This is a genomic window from Polaribacter pectinis (genome assembly GCF_014352875.1).
Classification (GTDB): Bacteria; Bacteroidota; Bacteroidia; order Flavobacteriales; family Flavobacteriaceae; genus Polaribacter; species Polaribacter pectinis.
Genome location: NZ_CP060695.1, coordinates 2,818,512 through 2,842,347, shown reverse-complemented (window position 1 = coordinate 2,842,347; position 23,836 = coordinate 2,818,512). Strand labels below are relative to the sequence as shown.

Below are 23,836 nucleotides of genomic sequence, written 5' to 3'. Positions count from 1 at the left end.
AATGTCTGTAAAAGCAAAAAAACATCTTGGCCAACATTTTTTAACTGATGAAACAATTGCAAAAAATATTGCAGATGCTTTAACAGAAAATGGCTATGATAATGTATTAGAAATTGGTCCTGGAATGGGTGTTTTAACCAAATATCTATTGCAAAAAAAACCTAAAATTACGGTCATGGAATTAGACAGAGAATCTGTTGCCTATTTGCATGAAACGTTTCCTTTAGAACACCTGAACTTAAACACTTCTAAAGAAAAATTTGAGATTATTGAAGGTGATTTTTTAAAGAAAGAAATTCAAGAAATTTTTAATAAAGAACAAGTAGCTATAATTGGTAATTTCCCTTATAATATATCTACACAAATTGTTTTTAAAGCCATAGAAAATAGAGAATACGTTCCTGAATTTGCAGGAATGTTTCAAAAAGAAGTTGCAATGAGAATTGCAGAAAAAGAAGGTTCTAAAGTTTACGGAATTTTATCTGTTTTAACACAAGCTTTCTTTGATGTGGAATATTTATTTACTGTTCCACCAACGGTTTTCGATCCACCACCAAAAGTAGATTCTGGTGTTATAAGATTCATCAGAAAAAAGGATTATTCACTTCCTGTAGATGAAAAACTATTTTTTAGAGTTGTAAAAACAGCATTTAATCAACGTAGAAAAATGTTGCGTTCTAGTTTAAAATCTTTCAATCTTTCAGATTCTTTAAAAGAAGAGCCTATATTTGCAAAACGTCCAGAGCAGCTATCTGTAGACGATTTTATAGAATTGACTAAAAAACTAGTGAATAATGGCATTTGAAATTACTGATGACTTTTTAGAAAACCTTTCTGAACTTATCATTTCTAAAGATGATAAAGCATTAACTATCTTATTTTCTGAAGTACACTTTGCAGATATTGCAGAAGTTTTAGACGAAGTAACTTTCGATGAAGCTATTTATATTATAAAACTTTTAGATAGCGAAAAAACCTCTGAAATTCTTACAGAATTAGACGAAGACACTCGTGAAAAAATTCTTGGAAGTTTATCTGCACAAGAAATTGCAGATGAAGTTGGAGAAATGGACACAGATGATGCTGCAGATATTATTGGAGAACTTTCCGAAGAACGTCAAAAACGTGTAATTAATGCTTTAGAAGATGATGATTTAGCTGCAGATATTAAAGAATTATTATCTTATGATGATGACACTGCTGGAGCTTTGATGGCAAAAGAATTGGTAAAAGTCTATGAAACTTGGACAGTTGCTGGTTGTATGCGTAGAATTAGAGGACAAGCAAAAGATGTTACAAGAGTACACTCTATTTATGTTGTAGATAAAGAAGATAAACTAGTTGGTAGATTGTCTTTAAAAGATTTAATTATTGCAAAATCTGATCAAAAAATAGCAGATATATCTAAAGACACAGTAGATTCTGTAAACGTGCATGAAGATGATGAAGAGGTTGCTAAAATAATGACAAAATACGATTTGGAAGCTATACCAGTTGTAGATGATAACAACGTTTTATTAGGAAGAATTACTATTGATGATATTGTAGATGTTTTAAAAGAAGAAGCAGACAAAGATTACCAAATGGCTGCAGGTTTAACGCAAGACGTAGATTCAGACGATAGTATTTTGCAGTTAACAAAAGCACGTATTCCTTGGTTGTTTTTAGGTTTAGTTGGTGGTGTTGGTGCGTTTATCATTATGGAAGGTTTTCAAGATGTGTTTTCTAAATACGCAGCATTATTCTTTTTTACTCCTTTAATTGCAGCAATGGCAGGAAATGTAGGTGTACAATCTTCAGCAATTATTGTACAAGGTTTAGCAAATGACGATGTAAAAGGAAGTATCAATAGCAGACTTTTAAAAGAAATGCTTTTAGCAGCTTTAAACGGTGTTATTTTAGCTTTGTTTCTGTTCTTTTTTGTTTGGGCTTACGAAGGTAAAATAGACCTTGCTTTAGCTATTTCTGCATCTCTAGTAGTTGTAATTATTATTGCTGGTTTAATAGGTACTTTTGTACCATTATTCTTAAACAAAAGAGGTATAGATCCTGCAATTGCAACTGGGCCATTTATAACTACAAGTAATGATATTTTTGGAATATTAATTTACTTTATGATTGCAAAACTTATTTTAGGTATATAAAAAAACCTTCCAGTTAAACTGAAAGGTTTTTTACTTTTTCTCTTAATATTTAGATATAAACCCCTAATTCATATCTGCAATTAATCCCTTGTATTTACATCTGTTTTTAGCAAAACAGAAATACAATGTAAAGGTATATTACTTTTTTAGAAAAAAATTACGGAAAGCCGTAGATAGAATTACGGATTTCCGAAAAACAGTACTAATCTACAATTCCTAATTCTTTTGCTTTTAGTATTAAATCTGTATTGTTATTTGCATTTAAATCTATTCTTAAATTTGCTAATTTTAATTCTATAGAACGTAGTTTTAAAAAAACACCGTCATTTTTTGTAATAATTCCTTCTAAATTGCTAATTTTTGGGTGGTTTGGAAGCTCTTTTAAAATCTGAATTGCTACATCATCCATTTGAATTTGAACAATGTTTCTACGCATTATTTTTTGATGAATTTCATGTGTGTAATAATAGTCATTAGCTAGCATTTTCTGAATAGCAAAACCAATTTCTGTGGCATCGCATTTACTTTTTAATAAATATGCATTAGGGTTTAAATTATTAATAACATTATACACTCTATTGGTTTCTGTATGGCCAGTGATTACACCAATTTTTATATCAATTTCATTATTTTTAATGGCTTTAATCAACTCTTCTCCTCCATCTAATTTACTTTCGGAATTTGTATTATCGAAACTTAAATCTGTAAATAATAAATGAAAAGGATTTGTTTTTTGATTCGTTTTTATCAACTGAAAAGCTTCATCGCAAGTATTAGTTGTTACAACATCGAAATCTCCAACTTCTTTTAATGAACATAAAATTCCTTGTATTACTAATTGATGGTCATCTGCTACTAAAATTCTTGTTTTAACTGCCACTTTTTGGTATTTCAATATTTATAACTGTTCCCTTTTCTAATTCACTTTTAATAGAAAAAACACCATTAATTTCTTCAATGCGTTCTTGCATATTTTTTAAACCAATACCTGTTTTTTTTGATGAAATATCAAACCCTTTTCCATTATCGAAAATTGTTAGAAATAGTACTTTTTTAGTTTCCTTAAAAGTTAATATAACTTCTTTAGCTGCTGCGTGTTTTTTAGCATTTTGAAGACTTTCTCTAATAGACAAAAATAAAGTTCTTTTAATAGCGTTGTTTATGGGTTTCCATAAAATACTATCAATTTTCTTTACTTTTATTCTAAAATCAGCTTCAAAGAAATCTGAAACTAGATTAATTATTTGATCTTTAAAAAATACTTTATCAAAACTTTCGCTACTTAATTGGTGCGATAAATTTCGAACATTTTCATTAATAGAATGTAAACTTTTTGCCTCTTCAATTTTATTCGTTTTGGCTAATTTTAAATGCAACATTCTTATATCTCCAGCAACTTCATCATGTAATGTTTTTGCTATTTGTTGTCGTTCTTTTTCTCGTACTTCTACTTGTTGTAATTTCGACTCGAAAAGTATTTTTTTTCTTCTATTGTTAACAACACTTGCTCCAAAACCAATAAATAAAATACTTACTCCTGCAACTAACCAACCAATTGTTTTTTGTTGTTTCTCCCTTTCAAAAAGCAACTGTTTCTTTGTGTTTTCATCCTTTAAACTTGCATTTTCTATATCCTTTTTTTAAGTTTCATATCTAACTTTTGCAAACTGATTTTTTAAGTTTCTCTCTCGAGTAAATAAACTATCACTTAATTTTATATAATTTTCTAAATACTTTTTAGCTTTTTCACCTTTAGTAAGTTCTGACAAAAATTTATAAAACATTAAAATTTGTTTATTATTTCTTGTTTTATGTGCTAATGCTAAACCTTGGTTTGCATGTTTTTTTGCCAAAGAGTATTTTTTTTTCTTTAAATATGCCTCTGTTAAAAAACAGTGTGAAACACTTTGAGAATAAAGGTTTTTACTTTTTATTCTACTTTTTAAAACTTTTTTATAGCCTTCTATTGCTTTATCTGTTTTTCCTTCTCTAAAATATATGGAAGATAAGTTTCCTAATAGAACTTGGTATTGTTCAGGATATTTAATATCTAAACTATCGTAATTTAACCCTTCTTTAAATAAAGAGGTAGCTTTAATTAAATTCCCTTCATCTTTATAGGTCATTCCAATATTACTCAATAAGTTTAAGTAATTTTTCTCTCTTCTATATTTAACATTGTTAAACTTAGTAATTTCCTTTGCTTTTATATAATAATCTCTAGCCTCTTTTGGTTTTTTTAAGTTTCCTAAAGCGTTCCCTAAAGTTTGATATAAGGAAATTAAAGTTCTGTATTCTTTAATTGGTTCTATATATTTTAAACCCTCTATTGTTGTTATTTCGCAACCTAAAAAATCTAACTCTTTTACTTGTATAATAGCCATAGATAATAATCTTCTACCAATTTCAATAGAATCTTTAAGAGCTAAAGAAACATTTTTTGATTTATGGTAATAATAAAAAGTACTATCTAAATTATTTTTTATCTTATGGTTTAAAGCTTCTAAATGATAAGCTTTAGCTAGAGAAAAAGAATCTTTTGTAAGTTGAAAATGGTTTAGCAATTTGTTTTTAGAGAATGTAAGTCCTAAAGTATCTTTGATTAAATAACTTTGTTTTGCATACTCAATACTTGTTTGTTTAATAAGAGAGTCTATTTTTAATTCTTCAGAAAGCAGAACTGCTCTTTTTAAATATAAAAACTTGTTTACACCTTTCGCGTTCTTTAAATAGAAAGCAATAGAGTCTTTTTGTTTTTGCGAAAAGGCAACAAATACGGTAAAAAATAAAAACAGGAATATGTTCTTTTTCATAGGGTAAAAAAGGTAATAATTTCTTACATTTTATAGCCTCATAAAAATAGCCTTTTCATTTTTAATAAAAAAGATTTCTACTGCATTTTTTGAAACAAATCCCAAATTACTACACCAGTCGTTACAGAAATATTTAAAGAATGTTTGGTTCCTAACTGCGGAATTTCGATACAAAAATCAGAAGCATTAACCACTTCTTGTTGTACTCCTTTAACTTCGTTACCCATAACAATTGCATATTTTTCGCCTTTTTTTGGCTGAAAATCATTCAGTTTTGTGCTGTTTTCTGCTTGTTCTATGGATAAAACCTTTACACTTTCTCCTTTCAATTTTTTAACTAATTCCAAAGTATCTTCAGCATATTCCCAAGCCACAGATTCTGTTGCACCCAAAGCAGTTTTATGAATGTCTTTATTTGGTGGAGTTGCAGAAATACCACATAAATAGATTTTTTCAACTAGAAAAGCATCCGAAGTTCTAAATACGGAACCAATATTATTTAAGCTTCTAATATTGTCTAAAACGACAATTAAAGGCGTTTTTTCTACAGATTTAAATTCATCAACCGTAATTCTACCTAACTCGTTATTTTTTAGTTTTCTCATATTTTGTGGATAAGTTCACTGCAAACCGCTACTGAAAACTGCTTACTATTTTTATCTTCGCAAAACTAACTGAAAATTTCCAAAACCTTGGCAAAATCCAAACCAAAAAAGGTAACGCCTTTAATGAAACAGTACAATGCTATCAAGAATAAATATCCTGATGCAATGTTGCTTTTTCGTGTGGGAGATTTTTACGAAACTTTTGGCGAAGACGCTAAAAAAGCAGCTGGTGTTTTAGGAATTACACTTACAAAAAGAGGCGCAGGAAGTGAGACTGAAACTGCGTTGGCAGGTTTTCCTCATCATTCTTTAAATACGTATTTACCAAAGTTGGTAAAAGCTGGAATGCGTGTTGCAATTTGCGATCAGTTAGAAGACCCAAAAATGACCAAAACCATTGTAAAACGTGGAGTTACAGAATTGGTTACGCCTGGAGTTTCTTTAAATGACGAAGTTTTACAGACTAAAACAAATAACTTTCTTGCTGCTGTTCATTTTGATAAAAAACAACTCGGAATTTCATTTTTAGACGTTTCTACTGGCGAATATTTGGTTGCTCAAGGAAATGAAGAATACATAGATAAATTATTGCAAAACTTTTCGCCAAGTGAAGTTTTGGTTCAAAAACAGCACAAACAACAATTTTTAGAACTGTTTGAAAACAGATATTATACGTTTTATTTGGATGATTGGGTTTTTCAAGCAGAATATGCAAACGAAACTTTACAGAATCATTTTGAGGTAAAAACATTGAAAGGTTTTGGCGTTCAAGATTTAAAAAACGGAATTATTGCTGCAGGAGCAGTCTTATATTATTTATCGGAAACACAACACAATCAGTTAAAACACATTCAACAAATTAGTAGAATTGCAGAAGACAATTATGTTTGGATGGATAGGTTCACTGTCAGAAATTTGGAATTGTACAATCCGAATTCTATAAATGCTGTCACACTTTTAAATGTTATTGACAAAACCATTTCACCAATGGGTGGACGATTATTAAAACGTTGGTTGGCTTTGCCTTTAAAGAACATTGATGAAATTAAAAATCGTCATGAATTGGTAAAGTTTTTTATAGATTCAGATGATTTTTCGAAGACAGTAACCTATCAATTAAAACAAATTTCCGATTTAGAAAGACTCATTTCTAAAGTTGCCACTGGTAAAGCTTCACCAAGAGAAATTGTACTTTTAAAAGATTCTTTAAAAGCGATTTTACCGATAAAAGTAGCATCACAAAAAAGTAAAAATAAAGCTGTAAAAGAACTCGGAAATCAATTACATACTTGTGAAGTTTTAATTGAAAAAATTAGTGAAACTTTGTTAGATGATGCTCCTGTAAACATCAATAAAGGAAATGCAATTGCTTCTGGCGTTCATCAAGAATTAGATGATTTACGTGCGATTTCCAATTCAGGGAAAGAGTATTTAGACAATATGTTAGCTCGTGAAACAGAACGCACAGGAATCAACAGTTTAAAGATTGCGTTTAACAATGTTTTTGGATATTATATTGAAGTTAGAAACACGCATAAAGACAAAGTTCCTGAAGAATGGATTCGCAAGCAAACTTTGGTAAATGCAGAGCGTTATATTACTGAAGAACTCAAAGAATACGAAACTAAAATTTTAGGAGCGGAAGAAAAAATTCAAGTTTTAGAGCAAGAAATTTTTTCTAAATTATTGCAATATGTCATCGGTTTTGTACAAAAAGTACAAGAAAATGCACAAATTATTGCAAAAATTGACTGTTTACTCTCTTTTTCTGTTTTAGCGATTGATAACAATTATGTGCGCCCAATTATGGATGAAAGCACAGATTTGGACATAAAAAATGGAAGGCATCCTGTAATTGAAAAGCAGTTGCCAATCGACCAAACCTATATTGCAAACGATGTTGTTTTAAACAGAAACTTGCAACAAATAATTATGATTACTGGGCCCAATATGTCTGGTAAATCAGCCATTTTAAGACAAACTGCTTTGATTGTTTTACTCGCACAAATGGGAAGTTATGTGCCTGCTCAAAATGCAAAAATTGGTATTGTAGATAAAATTTTTACCAGAGTTGGTGCGAGTGATAATATTTCTATGGGCGAATCTACTTTTATGGTAGAAATGAATGAAACTGCTTCTATTTTGAATAATGTTTCTGATAGAAGTTTAATTTTATTAGATGAAATTGGTCGTGGAACTTCTACGTATGATGGAATTTCGATTGCTTGGGCAATTTCTGAATTTCTGCATGAACATCCATCCAAAGCAAAAACATTATTTGCAACTCATTATCACGAACTAAACGAAATGACTTCCACTTTCGAGCGCATTAAAAACTTTAATGTGTCTGTAAAAGAATTGGAAGACAATATTATTTTTCTGCGTAAACTCGTTTCTGGAGGCTCTAATCATAGTTTTGGTATTCACGTAGCAAAATTAGCTGGAATGCCAAATATGGTGATTCATAGAGCGAATAAAATATTGGCTCAATTAGAGAAAAATAATAAAAACTCGGAGGTTAAAGACGTTTTAAAACAATCTCAACACGAAGAAATGCAATTGAGTTTCTTTCAATTAGATGATCCATTGTTAGAAAATATTCGTGATGAAATCTTATCAACAAATATAGATACCTTAACACCAATTGAAGCGTTAATGAAATTGAATGAAATTAAGCGAATGTTGACAAAAAAGTAATGATAAATAATTTAGAACAAGGTTTTTTCGGAATTGGAATTCAGAATGGAAAAACTCCTGAAAATTTAGGTGTTCTTTGGCGTTCGGCACAAAATTTAGGCGCAAGTTTTATATTTACCATTGGTAATAGGTATGCAAAACAAGCTTGCGATACTCATAAAGCTTTTGGTGCAATGCCTTATTTTCATTACGAAACTTTTGAAGATTTCTTTAACAATCTACCAAAAGGTGCCATGTTAGTTGGTGTAGAACTAGATGAAAAAGCGGTTCAATTAGAGACTTTTAAACACCCTAAACGTTGTGTGTATTTATTAGGTGCAGAAGATCATGGAATGTCTAAATTAGCTATAGAAAAATCGCATCATTTAGTAAAATTTAAGTCAGAATTAAGTTTAAACGTTTCTGTAGCAGGAAGCATTATTATGTATGATCGACAAGCAAAGTTAAATTTTAAAAAATAGCTTACCATATTAATAAAATAGAATGTATTGTTAAAGAAATAATAGTTTGTTCAATTTATTAAAATATCTCATTATCTTTGTAATATGAATTCAATTCTTTTATTTATTAGCGGTCCAGAAATTATGGTTGTCATGTTAATCGTGGTAATGGTTTTTGGTGCAGATAAAATTCCTGAAATAGCAAGAGGTTTAGGGAAAGGAATGCGCCAAGTAAAAGACGCTACAAACGATATTAAAAAAGAAATTAACGAAAGTTCTGAAAAGCATAAAATTGATACAGATGCTGTTTCTAACGTTGCTAAAGATTCTACAAAAGGAATTAGCGAAGAATTTCAGAGAGTTAAAAAAGATATAGACGATCTTACCGGACCAATAAAGCGTAACATGTAATTTATTTAGCGTTATTTGCTTTTACTTAAATCAATTATTAAATACCTTATTTTACTCGGCTAATTGTTAAACCATCTCTAATTGGTAACAAAACAGTTTCTATTCTAGCATCTTCATTCAAAAGTTTATTATATTCTAAAAGTACTTTTGTGTCTTTGTCTTTTGGATCTAATTTTTCTACCACTTTCCCACTCCAAAGTACGTTATCGGATAAAATTATTCCTCCAGGATTCATTTTATTTATAATTAAATGAAAGTAATTAATGTAGTTAGATTTGTCTGCATCAATAAAAACCAAATCGAATTTCTCATCAATTTTTGGTATAATTTCTTTAGCATTTCCTACAAATTGATGAATCTTGTTTCTATAACCAGATTTTTCAAAGTATTTATTTTGAAGTGTTTCTAATTCTTCGTTTTTATCAATTGTAAACAATTTTCCTTCAATATGCATACCTTCAACTAAAGAAAGTGCAGAATAGCCTGTATAAGTGCCAATTTCGAGAATATTTTTAGGCTGAATTAACTTCGAAATCATAGATAATATTCTTCCTTGAAAAGCACCACTTAACATTCTTGGGTTTAAAACTTTTTGCCAAGTTTCTTTGCTTAATTCTTGTAAAATTTTTGGTTCTTGTTGAGAGTGTTCTACAACGTAATTATCTATGTTTTCTGGTAAAAAGTGCATTTGTTTAGAAATTTATTGATGGTTAGATTACTAGAAATTTTTATCACAAAATCATAAAATCTAAAGGTCTACTAATCTTATTTTCAAAAGTACAAAAAAACGGAATCTATATTTCTATAAATCCCGTTTCAATCTAACAAAAAATCAAAAAATGTGATTTTTTAAAAATCACGAAAAATTCTTTTATGCCTTATTATTTTCTAAACTTTTTTTAAGTGCTTCTTTATCTTCTGCACTTAAGCAATGTTTTAACTCTTTACAACTAATTGCATGACCTTTATAAATCTTTGTAAGTGTCATATTTTGCTTTGTATATTTAAAGCAAATTTTACATCTAATAAAGTGAATATTTAGCTTTATTTTATCTAATAAAGTAGCCTCACCATACTGATTTTTATCACAGATAGTTGTAGCCTCGTCACAAGTTATTTTTAGTCTTTTAAACATCTCTTAATTATTAAACCAGTTATCTTCCATACATTTTCGCAATTGTGTTCTTGCTCTGTGTATAATAACCCATAAATTTGACGCAGTTATATCTAACTCCTTACAGATTTCTTCGGTTTCAAATTCTTGTATTGTTTTCAATCTAAAAACCATTGCATATTTCTCTGGCAAAGCATCTATGCAAGACTCTAATTGGTTTCTTAATTCTTCTGTTTCTATTTTTTTTTCTGAAGCGTTATCCCAATTTTGTGGTACACGTTCTTCAATCCAATTTCCTTCGTTCTCACCATCGTCATAAAAATTCATTCTTACTTCGGCTTTCCCTTTTTTAGAATTTATTTTTCTGTAATGGTCTATAATTTTTCTCTTTAAAATAGAAACAAGCCAAGTTCTTTCTGTTGATTTTCCTTGGAAATTTTTAGCAGATTTTAATCCTGCAAAAAAAGTATCTTGTACTAAATCTTTAGCAATATCACTATCGTTTACACGCACAATGGCATAATTAAACATATAATCTGCGTAATTATCTATCCATTTATTAGAATTTATTGTGTGTGTTTGCTCTGTCATTCAAAAAATTAAAAATCAAATATACTGCTATTTTTTTTCTTTTAATGCTTCACAATTTTCTCTTCTTCGCATATCTACCAAATAAATTATTTGCCAAGTTCCGTTATTGTTAAATAACTGAAATGAATTTGCACCACAATGGCTAAATTTTCCATTGAAATAAAACTCATAAGGCGTCCAAACTGATGCTAAATTTCCATCAATTCTAATATCTATGGATGTTAGTTTTTCTAAATAAATATGCTCTGGATTTTTATTGGCAACAGAAGTTAACAATTTCTTTAAACTATCTGTTTTTAAAACCTTTTCCCCTTCTTTATTTGTAGCTGTTGTTTGAATTTTAACCTCTTTATGAAGTGTTGTTTTCATTACAATACTATCACCTTTGTGTAAACCATCAAAGAAAGTTTCTATTACCTTTTTTATCGCTTTTTCTTCATTGTTTTCTTGCGCATTTATTTGGGTTGATAAGACAAAAGCAATCAATAAAATTAGAATTCTCGTCATAAAAATTGAATTATAATTTCTAAAATTAATCAAAAAAAGCATTGAAAGAATACATCTGTTTAAGATTAACTAAATATTAACTTGTAATACATCTATTGCTTTTTCTTACTTTTACCAGAATTAAAAACTTAAAAATATGTCTACAGCTAAAAAGCAATATAAACGTGTAACTGTAAAATCTTTGGTGGATATGAAAGCAAATGGAGAGAAAATCTCTATGCTAACTGCCTATGATTATACCATGGCAAAAATTTTAGATAGTGCAGGAATTGACGTTTTATTAGTTGGCGATTCTGCTTCTAATGTTATGGCTGGACATGAAACTACGTTGCCAATTACTTTAGATCAAATGATTTATCATGCAAGTTCTGTGGTTAGAGCAATTGAACGTTGTTTGGTTGTGGTAGATTTACCTTTCGGAAGTTACCAATCGGACCCAAAAGAAGCCTTGCGTTCTGCGATTCGAATTATGAAAGAATCTGGAGGACATTCTATAAAATTAGAAGGTGGAAAGGAAGTAAAAGAATCTATAAAACGTATTTTAAATGCCGGAATTCCTGTAATGGGCCATTTGGGTTTAACGCCACAATCTATTTATAAATTCGGAACGTATACTGTTAGAGCTAAAGAGGAAGAAGAAGCAGAACAATTAATGGAAGATGCTTTAATGCTCGAAAGAATTGGTTGTTTTGCCATTGTTTTAGAGAAAGTTCCTGCAAAATTAGCAAAGCAAGTTGCAGATGCAATTTCTATTCCTGTAATTGGAATTGGCGCTGGAAATGGTGTTGATGGACAAGTTTTAGTTACCCATGATATGATTGGAATGACACACGAATTTCATCCTCGTTTTTTACGTAGATATTTAGATTTATATAAAGATATGACTGGCGCTTTTGAAAGCTATATTACTGATGTTAAAAGTGGCGATTTTCCAAGTGATAAGGAGCAGTATTAAAAGCCCATCCTAACCTTCCCAAAGGGAAGGAACTGTTGTTGGAAAAAATATAAAATGGAAATATCAGAGAAAATTTATTTTACTGTAATTTATCTATTATTAATTCCTTTTGTGCGGATATGTTTTGGTTTTATATCAAAAAAGGTATCTCATTTAACAGAAGAAAAAAATAATTCTTTCTCACCATTGTTAAACATTTTTTTGAAATTCTTTAAGTTTTATGCCATATATCTCTTTCCTATTGGTGCTTTATTTTTAATTATTAAAAAATGGATTAACTAATTTTATAGAGTTATTTATTAGTAATTCTTTAAGAGTGAAAACACATTAAATCTATGTTGACTATATTTCTATGTGGTCAAAAAAAAAAGTATAATACAGATGAAAATTCTCCATTTAGACACAAATCACCCTCTTCTACTTAAACAACTCTGTGAGTTGGGTTTCACAAATGATGAAAATTACACGTCTTCAAAAGAAGAAATTGAAGCTAAAATTCATAATTACGATGGTTTTATAATTAGAAGTAGGTTTTCTATTGATAAAAACTTCCTCGACAAAGCTACAAATCTGAAGTTTATTGGAAGAGTTGGTGCTGGTTTAGAAAATATCGATTGTGCCTATGCAACATCTAAAAATATCGAATTAATTGCTGCACCAGAAGGAAATAGAAATGCAGTTGGCGAACATTCTTTAGGAATGTTATTATCGCTTTTTAATAAATTGAATAAAGCCGATAAAGAAGTTAGAAACGGAAAATGGTTGCGTGAAGAAAATCGCGGAATAGAACTCGATGGAAAAACGGTTGGTTTAATTGGTTATGGAAACATGGGAAAATCTTTCGCAAAAAAATTGCGTGGTTTCGATGTAAATGTTCTTTGTTACGATTTAAAACCAAATGTTGGCGATGAAAATTGTATGCAAGTTTCGTTGCAAGAGTTACAAGAAAATGCTGATGTTTTAAGTTTACACACGCCACAAACTAACCTCACAAAAAACATGGTAAATGCGAAATTTATCAATAGTTTTAAAAAGAATTTCTGGTTGATAAATACTGCACGTGGAACATCTGTAGTTACAAAAGATTTGGTTTCAGCTTTAAAAACTGGTAAAATTTTAGGTGCTGGATTAGATGTTTTAGAGTATGAAAAAACCTCTTTTGAAAACCTTTTTTCTGATGATAAAATGCCAGATGCTTTTAATTATTTAATCAATTCAGAGAACGTAATTCTCTCTCCACATGTTGCTGGTTGGACTGTTGAAAGCAAGGAAAAACTAGCGCAAACAATTGTCGATAAAATAAAAGTAAAATTTTGTTAACTTGTTGGCTTAAAACCTAAAGTCATGCAATACAAAGCAAATTCTCCTGAAGATTACATTAGTCAAGCTCCTGAAGAAAGACAAGAAGGGCTTAAAAAGTTAAGAGAAACCATCCAAAAAAACCTACCAAAAGACTTTGAGGAAGGCATGCAATATGGAATGATTGGATATTATGTTCCACATGAAATTTATCCAGATGGTTATCATTGTAAACCTGAAGAACCTTTGCCTTTTATGAGTTTTGCTTCTCAAAAAAACTCCATTAATTTATATCATAGTGGAATTTATGCAGTTCCAGAAATCCATGATTGGTTTGTAAATGAGTATCCAAAACACAATTCTCGAAAATTAGATATGGGAAAAAGTTGCATCCGTTTTAAAAAAGTAGATGATATTCCTTATGATTTAATTGCAGAATTATGTAAAAAATTATCTGTAAAAGAATGGGTTGAGATCTATGAAACGAACATTAAAAAGAAATAAAATGAAAAACAGAGTTACAGGAATTGGCGGATTATTTTTTAAATCTGAAGATCCAAAAGCATCTAAAGATTGGTATAAAAAACATTTGGGTTTTAATACAGATGATTATGGTTCTACTTTTTGGTGGAAAGATACAAAAGGAAAAGACGCATCTACTCAATGGAGTCCGTTTGCAAAAGACACCAAATATTTCGAACCCTCAAAAAAGGACTTTATGTTTAATTATAGGGTTGAAAATTTAGTTGAATTATTAGCCGAACTTAAAAAAGAAGGTGTTACTATTTTTGGAGAAATGGAAACCTACGATTATGGAAAATTCGGTTGGATTTTAGATAATGAAGGAAATAAAATAGAGCTTTGGGAACCAATAGATCAAGCTTTTAAATAATATAAAAAACTAACAATCAATTAATTATGTCAAATAAAGAAGAAAAATTACAACCAAAAGAAATAAAGAAAACAATTTCTGAAGAATCTAAAGAAACATTAGATAGTTTAAAGGAAAAAGCAAATGAAATTAAAGATTCTGCTACAGAAAAAGCTGTTGAATTTAAAGAAGATGCCACCAAGACTTTTGATGCTGCAAAAGAGAAAATAAACGAAACTTTTTCTGATGAAAATATGGATAAGGTGAAGGAGAAATTCAGCGAATATTCAGACGAAGCAAAAGAAAAAGTAAGTGATTTTGCAGAAGATGCTGGAGAAATGTTTGATGATGTGAAAGAGAAAGCGTCTGAATTTGCAAGTGAAGCAGCAGAAAATTTGGCAGATTTAGCGGAAGATGCAAAGGAAGAAATTAAAGAAGCAACCACAAAAACAAAAAGTTTCTTTCAACGTTTGTTTGGAAAATAATCAACTTAAAATCAATAAAAACTTATGATATTATTTTCAGATCATCCTGCAGAAATATTAATTCTATTTTTTTTAATTGTTACTTTTATTCAATCTGGAATAGACAAACTTTTAGATTGGAATGGAAATGTTTCTTTTATAACACAACACTTCGAAAATTCTCCATTAAAAAATAGCGTTCCGTTATTATTAGCAATTATTTTAATTATAGAAGTTATCGCCGGAATTTTAATGATTGTTGGTGTGTATCAAATTTATACTTCTGGAGCAATGGAAATTGCTATACTTGGAGTTGAGCTTTCTGCTGTAACTTTAATTTTCTTATTAATAGGACAACGTTTGGCAAAAGATTATGCAGGAGCGATGTCTTTAGCTGTCTATTTTATTATATCAGTCTTTGGTGTATTTTTATTAAATAGCTAAAAACTATTTAATTTAACTAACTTATAAATTATATTTATTAAAAAACCTCTTAAAACATGCGTTTTAAGAGGTTTTCTTATTTTCTTAATGTATTTCCTAATTATCTTATTATAAAACTCAATAAACGTGATTAAAAGACTTTTTAAAGGTTTTTAATCACATAGATTAGTGAAGAGTACTGTGAAGTACTATTTGCTTTTAAATTTGATAGCAAACCACGATAAAACCCTTTAATCGGATTCATTTTTCCTGATTTATATTTTTCACTTAAAAGTGAAACATAATAAGAATCGAATTTCATTGGCAACGTATCTTCAACAATCATTTCTACTTCAGAAAATAACTTATGAATCGAACATTGAGAAAAATGCCATAAGTGTCTTGGAACATCAAAAGCTGCCCAATACTCTTTATAATATTTTGCATCGTAACTTTTGTAATTGGGTACAGCAACAATTATTCTACCGTTTTTAGAAAGCATTTGTTTTAAAGTAGCAATATATTCTTTTAAATTTTCTACATGTTCTAAAACATGCCAAAGTGTAATTACATTAAATTTTTCATCTTTAAGTTCAGAGAGTTCTTCTTTTAAAAAAACACCTTTACCTGCAGCAATATTAATTGCATTAATGTTTGGTTCTACTCCAGAAATACTCCAACCTTTATTTTTACAAACATTTAAAAAATCTCCTGTACCTGCTCCAATATCTAAAAGATTTTTTTCTTCAGTTTTAAAAGAATTAATTAAGCGTAGTTTTTTCTTTAATGTGTAATTTTTGACACCATGATATACTTTATCAAATACTGATTTTTTAGAATCTGTGTGAGATATATAATCTTCGCTTTCGTAGTAGTTTTCTAAATCTACTGGAACAGGTGAAGTAACCAACATCTCATAAGATTGATTAATCATTACCTCATAACTTTCTCCAGAAACTGTATAATCTTTACAACTTAAAAAAGGTTGTAAGCCTTTGTAGAATTCTTTTTCTTTCCCCATTATTTACTTTTTCTTTTTTCTTTTCTTGTGATTGTTCCACGAGGAACAATAGCAAATTCGCAGACAAGCTATCTACCCATATAAACTAAAAGAACAGAAATATCACTGGGGGAAACTCCGCTAATTCTACTAGCTTGCGATATTGATGTTGGTTTAATTTTATTCAATTTTTCAGTAGCTTCAAATGAAAGCGATTTTACTTTTTCATAATTAAAATTAGATGGAATAATAACATTTTCTAACCTGTTCAATTTATCTGCATTATTCTTTTCTTTTTCTATATATCCAGAATATTTTAGATGTATTTCTGCCTGAACAATTATCTCTTCATCTATGTTATTTTCTTCTATAGATGAAGCTAATTTTTTTACGGATTTAAAGTCGGAAAAATCTAATTGAGGTCTAGCTGCGATCTTATAGAGTTTCATAGATTGATTAATTAAAGCCAAATTCTTTGCTTCTAGAATAGGATTAATTTCATCTTGCTTTACGCTAGTTTCATTTAAAAACTTAATCAACAATTCAGATTTTCTTTTCTTTTCTTGAACTCTTTCTAACCTTTCTTTAGATGCTAAACCAAGTTCAAAACCTATAGGAGTTAATCTTAAATCTGCATTATCTTGCCTTAACAAGGTTCTATATTCTGCACGAGAAGTAAACATTCTATAAGGCTCTTCTGTTCCTTTAGTAATTAAATCATCAACCAAAACTCCAATATAAGCTTCGTTTCTTTTTAATATAAAAGGTGCTTTTCCTTGAGTTTTTAAAGCTGCATTTACACCAGCCATTAAACCTTGCGCAGCAGCTTCTTCATAACCAGTTGTACCGTTAATTTGTCCAGCAAAAAACAAGTTCTCAATCAACTTGGTTTCTAAAGAATGCGTTAGTTGAGTTGGTTGAAAAAAATCATATTCAATTGCATAACCATATCTTAAAAACTTCACGTTTTCAAAACCTTCAATAGACCTTATTGCTTTGTCTTGAATATCTTCTGGAAGAGAAGTCGAAAATCCATTTACATACATTTCACAAGTTGTCCAACCTTCTGGTTCTACAAAAATCTGGTGTCTATCTTTCGTAGCAAAACGATCTATTTTATCTTCAATTGAAGGACAATATCTTGGACCTGTAGATTGTATTCTACCGTTAAACATTGGTGAACGATCGAAACCTTCTCGCAAAGAATCATGTACATCTAAATTTGTATATGTTAACCAACAAGAACGTTGTTCTTTTAATGCTTTTGAGGTTGGTAAATAAGAAAATTTCTCTGTGATTTCATCTCCAGGTTGTTCAATCATTTTAGAATAATCTAAAGATCGTCCATCAACTCTTGGAGGAGTTCCTGTTTTCATTCTTCCAGATTCGAAACCTTTTTTTACAAGGTCTTCTGTAATTCCTGTTGATGCTCCTTCACCTGCTCTACCACCACCAAAACTTTTATCACCAATATGAATTAATCCGTTTAAAAAAGTTCCTGCAGTTATAATTACGGTCTTTGCTTTTATCTCTAAACCTAATGCAGTTTTTACTCCAATAATCTTATTTTCATCAAACAATAAACCATTTACAGAATCTTGATAAAAGTCTAAATTTTCTGTTTGCTCTAACATTGTTCGCCAACATTCTGCAAACTGCATTCTGTCAGATTGTGCTCTTGGACTCCACATTGCAGGTCCTTTAGATTTATTCAACATCTTAAATTGAATGGCAGTTTTGTCTGTAACAATTCCACTATAACCACCTAAAGCATCAATCTCGCGAACGATTTGTCCTTTTGCAATTCCACCCATTGCAGGGTTACAACTCATCTGCGCAATGTTTTGCAAATTCATTGTAATTAATAAAGTATGTGCACCCATATTTGCACTTGCTGCAGCAGCCTCGCTTCCTGCGTGACCTCCACCAACTACTATTACGTCAAATGTTGTTGTAAATAAACTCATTTTTTATAGTTCCACGTGAAACTTAATATTTAATTAACTGAATATCAATTTTTTAACAAAGATAAAGCAATATTTTCTTGCTTTGTCATTTCATTTTGATCTTCTTCAGACTTATCTTTAAAACCTACATAATGTAAAACACCATGTATCATTACTCTGTGTAATTCTTCTTCAAAAGAAACTTTAAAATCTTTAGAATTGTCTTCTACCCTTTCTACAGAAATATAAATATCTCCATTAATAAGCTTTCCTAAAGAATTATCGAAACTAATAATATCTGTTAAAGTATCGTGATTTAAAAACTCAACATTTAACTTATGAAGATAAGAATCATCACAAAAAATATAGTTGATTTCTCCAACTTCACAATCGTGGTTTACAATAATACTTTCTATCCAATTTTCTAAAATTTGCTCATTAGAAATTTGAAAATCTGTCTCATAATTAAACGTTATCATTTCTCTTTTTTCTCTGGTTCAGAAAAATATTCTCGAACCTTTTTCTTATAATTTTGCTGCAAAGGTAATGATTGTCTGTTTAATATTTCTGATTGATTATAGAACAACTTTTTAAACTCAATTTCCTTAATTTTATTACGTTGAAATTCTTTAGAATTTGTTGTGGATTTTCTTTTTTTATCTTTTCCTTGTTCTAAAGCAGCTTTGTCTAACTTTAACAATTCGTAATTTAATGTTTGCATTTTTTGAAGCGTTACAGCATTGAATCCTTTTTCTAAAATTTCATTTTCTAACTGTTCCATAGTTTTTAATGCTTTTTTAGCATCTCCATTTCCATTTGGGTTACCAGATTCGCTTTCACTTTCCTTTATAGCTTCTTGTAATTGCTGTCTTAATTGACTTTGTTGTTTATATATTTCATATAATTCTCCATCTAAATCATCATTTTCACCATTACCTTCTCCATTACCTTTTCCTCCTTCTTTTCCATTTTCTCCAGACTTTCCTCCTTTACCATCTTTCCCTTTCTCACCAGTTTTTCCATTCTCGCCACTTTTACCACTTTCTCCTGTTTTACCAGATTCACCTTTTTCACCAGGCTTTTTACCTTCTTTTCCACCTTTTTGACCTTCACCTGGTTTCTGTCCTGGTTTTTGACCTTTTTTCATTCCTTCTTTCATCTTTTCTGAAAGCTCTCCTTGTTTTTTAATAATGTCTGGTAAACTAAAACCTCCTGATTTTCCTTTTTTTCCTTTCCCAATTTTCATGGAAGCATTTTTCATGCTATTTAACATATTACTTAAATAGTCTGCTAAATTGTTAGTGGAAGTCATTACATAACGTTGGTTAGAAATACCATTGTCGAATCTATTTTCAGAAAAATTTTCTAAAGATTGTTCTAAATTATAATGTGTTGTAGATAAATCGTCTTGAATTGTTGCCGAAATTTTTGGAAGCCTCATAGATAAAACATACAAACTGTCATCTATATGTTCGAAATAAGTTCTTATATCATTTTGCTTTTTTAAGTCTTTACCAAAGTCTGGATGTGAAGTAGAAGTCTCGCTAAACTTGTTCATTAAGTTTTCTTGTTTAAAAGAAAAGGTTACAAGGTTTTCTAAAATTTTACGCAAATCATCCATGTTTTCTTCAATAGAATCTCCTTCCATATCCATCATAGCTTTTTGCATTTTAGCACTCATTTCTTTCATCTTTTTAGATGACTTTTTCTGACTGCTTTTTGCAGCATTTTTGTCTTGCTTATCTAAACTTTTTTCAGAATTATTAAGTTCCTTATCTACATCTTCTTTTTCATCTTCCACATCTGGCATTTCCATTGGTTCTTTTAACTTCTCATTATCTTTATTAAGTTCTTCTAATTCTTTTTTAATTTCGTTAAACTCTTTCTTAATTTCTTTTTGAGCTTCTAAAGTATTCTCTTCTTTGTTTTGTAACTCTTCCTGTTTTTTGGCTAACTCATCTAACTTATTAGCAATTTGCATGGTTTTTTGTTCCACATAAAAACGCTTGGTCAATTCTAAAATACGCTCTAAACTTCTTCTTTGTTGTTTGTTTTGCTGTGCTAATTCTTTGGCTTTTTTAACTAAATCTTCTTTCTTAATCTTATCAGCCATTTTAGCAATTTCATCTAATAACTTTTGCTGCTTATCAATCTTTTTTAATTCTTCGATTCGTTTTTTTAATTCTTCTTTTTTATTTTGAAGGTTCTCACTTTCCTCCTTTTTTTCGTCTAGATTTTCTTTTAATTTATCTGTTTGACGTTGCATCATTTGTTTGTATTGATTCTGACGCTTTATAAAAGTTTCTATCTTTTTCTTATCGTTCCAACTAATGTTCTTTTTATTTTGAAGATTCTGCTGAATACTCTCTAACTCTTTTTGTTGTTTCTGCTGTTTCTGAATTGAGTTTTCCATATCATTTATGGTATTTCTCTGTTCTTGCAACAACTCCTCTTCTACTTCTTCTGTAGTTTTTTGTCTGTAATTAAAAACTTTACTTTTTGCTTTTTTATTTCCGTTTACAGCATCATTATCAAAAACCTGAAAAAAGATTTCATAATTAATTCCTGATTTTAAATTTAATCCATCAGGAAATTGATAGAAAAAAGTTTGAATATTTTCTTTGGTTATTTGTAAATCGAATGTTTTTTGATCTTGAGAATTGTCTTCATCATAATAAACAATTTGCAATTTATTTAAACCATAATCATCAGAAATTTGACCACCAAATTGTGCTGTACCACGTGAAATGCTATCGATATTTGATTGTACAGAAATCGTAGGAACTTCATCTTTTATGGTTCCTACAGAAAACTGTAAATTTTCATAATCTCGAAGATTACTGTTAGAAGATGTTATTTGATAATTAAGAGCGTTTCTAATATATTTTGCAAATTCGAAATTAGATTTCGACATATTTTTAAAAAGCGTTCTATTTTCATTATTGATAAAAGCAACAGAATCTGTTTGTGAGGCTTGCACTTTCCATGTAATTCTAGTTCCTTCTGGTACAATTATATTTCCAGTATTTTGAATGGTTTCATTACGCTTACCAACATATCTTGGGTAATTTAATTGTAGAGAAATATTATTAATTGTTGGCGTGTTTATTACCTTTATTTGATAACCTTCAGATTGAATTCCATTTGCTTCAACAAAGAAAGTAATGGGTTTTTGAACATCAGAAAACACATAAGAAAAAGTTCCATTTCCATTATTTTGAAGGTAATATTCTTGATTTTCGAAAATTATTTTTGCTTCAGTTGGCAAAACTTTTCCATCTGTATTTATATCGATTTTAATAGATTTTCCTTGAACAACTTGTAAGCTATTATTAAGCAAAGAAAAAGAAAATGGTGCTGGAGGATTATAAACAGTTCTATGGTTTACAACACGTTTTAAACTTTGAGTAAAAATACCATTATTACCTGATATTAAGACTATTAACCAAATTAAAACTGGTACAACTGCATATTTTAAATACTTGGTATTCTTCTTAAAATCTACTGCTTTTACAAACGGAATTGGTTGTAATTCTTCAGATTTTTGGTTGATACTTGCCAATAATAAATCAGATTGATTTACAGTTTCTTTTAATTGTAAAACGTTTAATAATTTGTCTTTTACTTCTGGAAAATGACTTCCAATAATTTTTGAAGATTCTTCTAGAGAAATTCCTTTTCTTAAACCTAATAATTTAAAAACAGGAAACGCAATAAACCTAATTAATAGAAATAATTCTACCACAATAAAAACCCAAAAAAGAAAAGTTCTAGCTGTAGGTTTTAACCATAAAAAATACTCTAAAAATAAGGTCAAAAATAGGTATAGAAATCCTAAAGAAAGAAATAATATGCTTCCTTTTATAAGTTCGTTTACGTAGAATTTTCTGGTAAACTGATGTAATTTTTTCTCGATAATTTTAAATCCGCTCATAATCAACTAATAAAAATAGTATTTTTGAAAGGATTCTCAATGAAATTATTTGTTAAATCAATTTGTAAGTAATTAAAACCTACAACTACTAAAAACTAATAAACATCATTTTATGAAAAATATAGTTACAGCACTTCTCTTAATTTTTACAGTTACAACTTTTGCACAAAGTCCTTGGACAAAAGAAAAAGGAGATTTATTTGTGAATCTTTCTTACTCAACAATTTCTGATTATAATGAAATTTTTGGAGATCCAGATTATACAACCGAAAGAAATATAACAGATAGAACTTATCAAGTTTATGGCGAATATGGGTTTACAGACAAGACTTCGTTGGTTTTTAGTGTTCCTTTAAAGTCTATAAAAACTGCAGATTCTCCAAATTTTATTGGCGGAATTGCAAGTACAGACTCTGGTAGTAAAACATCTTTTGGAAATATTCAATTAGGATTAAAACATCAATTTTATAATAAAGGTTGGGTTTTGGCTGGGCAGTTATTAACAGAAATAAATACTAGTTCTTATGATAATGCAACAGGTATTAGAACTGGTTATGATGCGTTTACTTTTACTCCTCAATTTTTAGCCGGAAAAAGTTTTGGAAAAACATTTTTACAAACACATATTGGTGCAGATATTAGAACAAATGATTACAGTTCTAATTTTAAAATTGGTGGTGAGTTTGGTGGAAAAATATCTAAAAATATTTGGTTAATTGGTTATGTAGATGTTGTAAAATCTTTCGAAAACGGAAATGTTGTTTTACCTGCAAATAATTTAGATACTGGGTTATACGTTAACGATCAAGAATATGGTGCGTATGGATTAAAAGGAATTTTACAATTGTGCGATTTAGGAATTACTGCCGGTTTTGGTAACGCTTTCTTTGGAAATAATGTTGCAAAAAAATCTGCTTTTTCTATTGGTATTTTTAATACTTTTTAGATTTCAATTATCAACAATAAATTAAATAACTAAATCCTTTAAATTTTAAAATTTGAAGGGTTTTTTGATTTAAATTTAAAAAATTTTAACATCAAAAAAGACCTCTTGAGCATCATGAACTTCTTTACCAAACTTTATTTTATACTTGTATTTTTTGTTATATAATGTTAACATTGATTCAAGATGTTCCTTTTCTTCTTTAATATTTTGTATACTTTTTCTATAGTAACTAAACTTATTAAAAGATTTTTTTATCAATACAAAACCAGTAGATAAAACTATAGCTAGTACAAATAACAAGTATTCTACATAAGCTCTTGAAAAAGCATACCCTCTATTTAGAAAAAATCTCCAAAAAAAGTAACCACAAAAGACTACAAAAATTCCAAAAATTAAAGTAAAAATAACACCTAAATAAACTTTACTTTTTGATTGTTTTAACTCTTCAAATTCAATTAAAATTTCTTCTAAATTGTGTTTTAATTTATTATTTAAACGAATTTTAGTACAAACTCTATTAAAATCTGGTTTTTTTCTTGTTAATCCACATAAATTTCCATCTTTCAAATTTAAAATCTGATGATCGCATAAATCGCAATGTGGTTTATAATTCATTTATAAATAGTTGAAAAAATAAAAGTACTAAAACTCTTAAGAAAAGTATCTCTTTTTTCTT

General features: G+C 29.2%; 25 protein-coding genes. 12 read left to right on the top strand and 13 right to left on the bottom strand.

From position 1 onward, the window contains the following. Position 1 precedes the first annotated feature (1 nt). A complete protein-coding gene (rsmA, locus tag H9W90_RS12815; RefSeq protein ID WP_187481981.1) occupies positions 2 to 805 on the top strand; it encodes a 16S rRNA (adenine(1518)-N(6)/adenine(1519)-N(6))-dimethyltransferase RsmA in 804 nt (267 codons plus the stop codon). Further along, positions 795 to 2,144: a magnesium transporter gene (gene mgtE / locus H9W90_RS12810; protein ID WP_187481980.1), complete on the top strand. Its 1,350-nt coding sequence runs from the start codon at positions 795 to 797 to the stop codon at positions 2,142 to 2,144. The genes rsmA and mgtE overlap by 11 nt, the downstream gene beginning before the upstream one ends. A 202-nt stretch (positions 2,145 to 2,346) precedes the next feature. Here the strand turns inward: mgtE and H9W90_RS12805 are convergent, their stop codons facing one another. The 4 genes from H9W90_RS12805 to H9W90_RS12790 form a co-directional block, all read right to left on the bottom strand. Next, complete coding sequence (locus tag H9W90_RS12805; protein ID WP_187481979.1) at positions 2,347 to 3,024, bottom strand: response regulator; 678 nt, start codon at positions 3,022 to 3,024, stop codon at positions 2,347 to 2,349. Next, positions 3,014 to 3,733: a sensor histidine kinase gene (locus H9W90_RS12800; protein WP_187481978.1), complete on the bottom strand. Its 720-nt coding sequence runs from the start codon at positions 3,731 to 3,733 to the stop codon at positions 3,014 to 3,016. Before H9W90_RS12800 ends, H9W90_RS12805 begins: the two co-directional genes overlap by 11 nt. Before the next feature lie 51 nt (positions 3,734 to 3,784). Then, on the bottom strand, positions 3,785 to 4,957 hold the full coding sequence (locus H9W90_RS12795) for a tetratricopeptide repeat protein (RefSeq protein WP_187481977.1): 1,173 nt from the start codon (positions 4,955 to 4,957) through the stop codon (positions 3,785 to 3,787). Between the two features lie 77 nt (positions 4,958 to 5,034). Then, positions 5,035 to 5,562, bottom strand: coding sequence for an RNA methyltransferase (locus H9W90_RS12790; RefSeq protein WP_187481976.1), 528 nt, complete (start codon positions 5,560 to 5,562; stop codon positions 5,035 to 5,037). A 123-nt stretch (positions 5,563 to 5,685) separates the two neighbouring features. Between H9W90_RS12790 and mutS the strand changes: the two genes are divergently transcribed. From mutS to H9W90_RS12775, 3 genes are all read left to right on the top strand, one after another. Continuing rightward, positions 5,686 to 8,259, top strand: coding sequence for a DNA mismatch repair protein MutS (gene mutS / locus H9W90_RS12785; protein ID WP_437440062.1), 2,574 nt, complete (start codon positions 5,686 to 5,688; stop codon positions 8,257 to 8,259). Then, positions 8,259 to 8,720, top strand: a complete 462-nt coding sequence (locus tag H9W90_RS12780) for an RNA methyltransferase (protein ID WP_187481974.1) — start codon at positions 8,259 to 8,261, stop codon at positions 8,718 to 8,720. The genes mutS and H9W90_RS12780 overlap by 1 nt, the downstream gene beginning before the upstream one ends. Positions 8,721 to 8,804: 84 nt before the next feature. Beyond that, complete coding sequence (locus H9W90_RS12775; RefSeq protein ID WP_187481973.1) at positions 8,805 to 9,110, top strand: Sec-independent protein translocase subunit TatA/TatB; 306 nt, start codon at positions 8,805 to 8,807, stop codon at positions 9,108 to 9,110. A 46-nt stretch (positions 9,111 to 9,156) separates the two neighbouring features. Here H9W90_RS12775 and H9W90_RS12770 read toward each other — a convergent pair whose 3' ends face one another. From H9W90_RS12770 to H9W90_RS12755, 4 genes are all read right to left on the bottom strand, one after another. After that, entirely contained in the window at positions 9,157 to 9,798 is a 642-nt protein-coding gene (locus H9W90_RS12770) for an O-methyltransferase (protein ID WP_187481972.1), read from the bottom strand. 183 nt (positions 9,799 to 9,981) lie between these two features. Next, positions 9,982 to 10,245, bottom strand: a complete 264-nt coding sequence (locus H9W90_RS12765) for a hypothetical protein (RefSeq protein ID WP_187481971.1) — start codon at positions 10,243 to 10,245, stop codon at positions 9,982 to 9,984. 3 nt (positions 10,246 to 10,248) lie between these two features. Then, positions 10,249 to 10,815 (bottom strand): sigma-70 family RNA polymerase sigma factor, encoded by a 567-nt coding sequence (locus tag H9W90_RS12760; protein WP_187481970.1) that lies wholly within the window; start codon positions 10,813 to 10,815, stop codon positions 10,249 to 10,251. A 27-nt stretch (positions 10,816 to 10,842) separates the two neighbouring features. Further along, complete coding sequence (locus H9W90_RS12755; RefSeq protein ID WP_187481969.1) at positions 10,843 to 11,322, bottom strand: nuclear transport factor 2 family protein; 480 nt, start codon at positions 11,320 to 11,322, stop codon at positions 10,843 to 10,845. 136 nt (positions 11,323 to 11,458) lie between these two features. On the opposite strand from H9W90_RS12755, the gene panB reads away from it, so the two are divergent. The 6 genes from panB to H9W90_RS12725 all read left to right on the top strand — a co-directional run bounded on the left by panB (position 11,459) and on the right by H9W90_RS12725 (position 15,355). Beyond that, positions 11,459 to 12,277: a 3-methyl-2-oxobutanoate hydroxymethyltransferase gene (gene panB, locus H9W90_RS12750; RefSeq protein ID WP_088352507.1), complete on the top strand. Its 819-nt coding sequence runs from the start codon at positions 11,459 to 11,461 to the stop codon at positions 12,275 to 12,277. 381 nt (positions 12,278 to 12,658) lie between these two features. After that, entirely contained in the window at positions 12,659 to 13,597 is a 939-nt protein-coding gene (locus H9W90_RS12745; protein ID WP_187481968.1) for a 2-hydroxyacid dehydrogenase, read from the top strand. 24 nt (positions 13,598 to 13,621) lie between these two features. Beyond that, positions 13,622 to 14,080, top strand: coding sequence for a DUF1801 domain-containing protein (locus H9W90_RS12740; protein WP_187481967.1), 459 nt, complete (start codon positions 13,622 to 13,624; stop codon positions 14,078 to 14,080). 1 nt (position 14,081) lies between these two features. Further along, positions 14,082 to 14,468: a VOC family protein gene (locus tag H9W90_RS12735; protein WP_187481966.1), complete on the top strand. Its 387-nt coding sequence runs from the start codon at positions 14,082 to 14,084 to the stop codon at positions 14,466 to 14,468. A gap of 26 nt (positions 14,469 to 14,494) precedes the next feature. After that, the gene (locus H9W90_RS12730; RefSeq protein ID WP_187481965.1) at positions 14,495 to 14,932 is read left to right on the top strand and encodes a hypothetical protein; all 438 of its coding nucleotides are present in this window, start codon (positions 14,495 to 14,497) and stop codon (positions 14,930 to 14,932) included. Positions 14,933 to 14,956: 24 nt separating this feature from the next. Further along, positions 14,957 to 15,355 carry a DoxX family membrane protein gene (locus H9W90_RS12725; protein ID WP_187481964.1) on the top strand — a complete coding sequence of 133 codons (399 nt, stop codon included), beginning with the start codon at positions 14,957 to 14,959 and terminating at the stop codon, positions 15,353 to 15,355. A gap of 142 nt (positions 15,356 to 15,497) precedes the next feature. Here H9W90_RS12725 and H9W90_RS12720 read toward each other — a convergent pair whose 3' ends face one another. The 4 genes from H9W90_RS12720 to H9W90_RS12705 all read right to left on the bottom strand — a co-directional run bounded on the left by H9W90_RS12720 (position 15,498) and on the right by H9W90_RS12705 (position 22,214). After that, positions 15,498 to 16,355, bottom strand: coding sequence for a class I SAM-dependent methyltransferase (locus H9W90_RS12720; RefSeq protein WP_187481963.1), 858 nt, complete (start codon positions 16,353 to 16,355; stop codon positions 15,498 to 15,500). A 68-nt stretch (positions 16,356 to 16,423) separates the two neighbouring features. After that, on the bottom strand, positions 16,424 to 18,301 hold the full coding sequence (gene mnmG, locus H9W90_RS12715; RefSeq protein ID WP_187481962.1) for a tRNA uridine-5-carboxymethylaminomethyl(34) synthesis enzyme MnmG: 1,878 nt from the start codon (positions 18,299 to 18,301) through the stop codon (positions 16,424 to 16,426). 44 nt (positions 18,302 to 18,345) lie between these two features. Next, on the bottom strand, positions 18,346 to 18,759 hold the full coding sequence (ybeY, locus tag H9W90_RS12710) for an rRNA maturation RNase YbeY (protein ID WP_187481961.1): 414 nt from the start codon (positions 18,757 to 18,759) through the stop codon (positions 18,346 to 18,348). After that, positions 18,756 to 22,214: a DUF4175 family protein gene (locus H9W90_RS12705; RefSeq protein WP_187481960.1), complete on the bottom strand. Its 3,459-nt coding sequence runs from the start codon at positions 22,212 to 22,214 to the stop codon at positions 18,756 to 18,758. Before H9W90_RS12705 ends, ybeY begins: the two co-directional genes overlap by 4 nt. Positions 22,215 to 22,326: 112 nt before the next feature. Here H9W90_RS12705 and H9W90_RS12700 point away from each other — a divergent pair, with 112 nt between their 5' ends. Next, positions 22,327 to 23,160 carry a hypothetical protein gene (locus H9W90_RS12700; protein ID WP_187481959.1) on the top strand — a complete coding sequence of 278 codons (834 nt, stop codon included), beginning with the start codon at positions 22,327 to 22,329 and terminating at the stop codon, positions 23,158 to 23,160. Positions 23,161 to 23,235: 75 nt separating this feature from the next. Here the strand turns inward: H9W90_RS12700 and H9W90_RS12695 are convergent, their stop codons facing one another. Next, on the bottom strand, positions 23,236 to 23,775 hold the full coding sequence (locus H9W90_RS12695; RefSeq protein WP_187481958.1) for a hypothetical protein: 540 nt from the start codon (positions 23,773 to 23,775) through the stop codon (positions 23,236 to 23,238). Between the last annotated feature and the right edge of the window lie 61 nt (positions 23,776 to 23,836).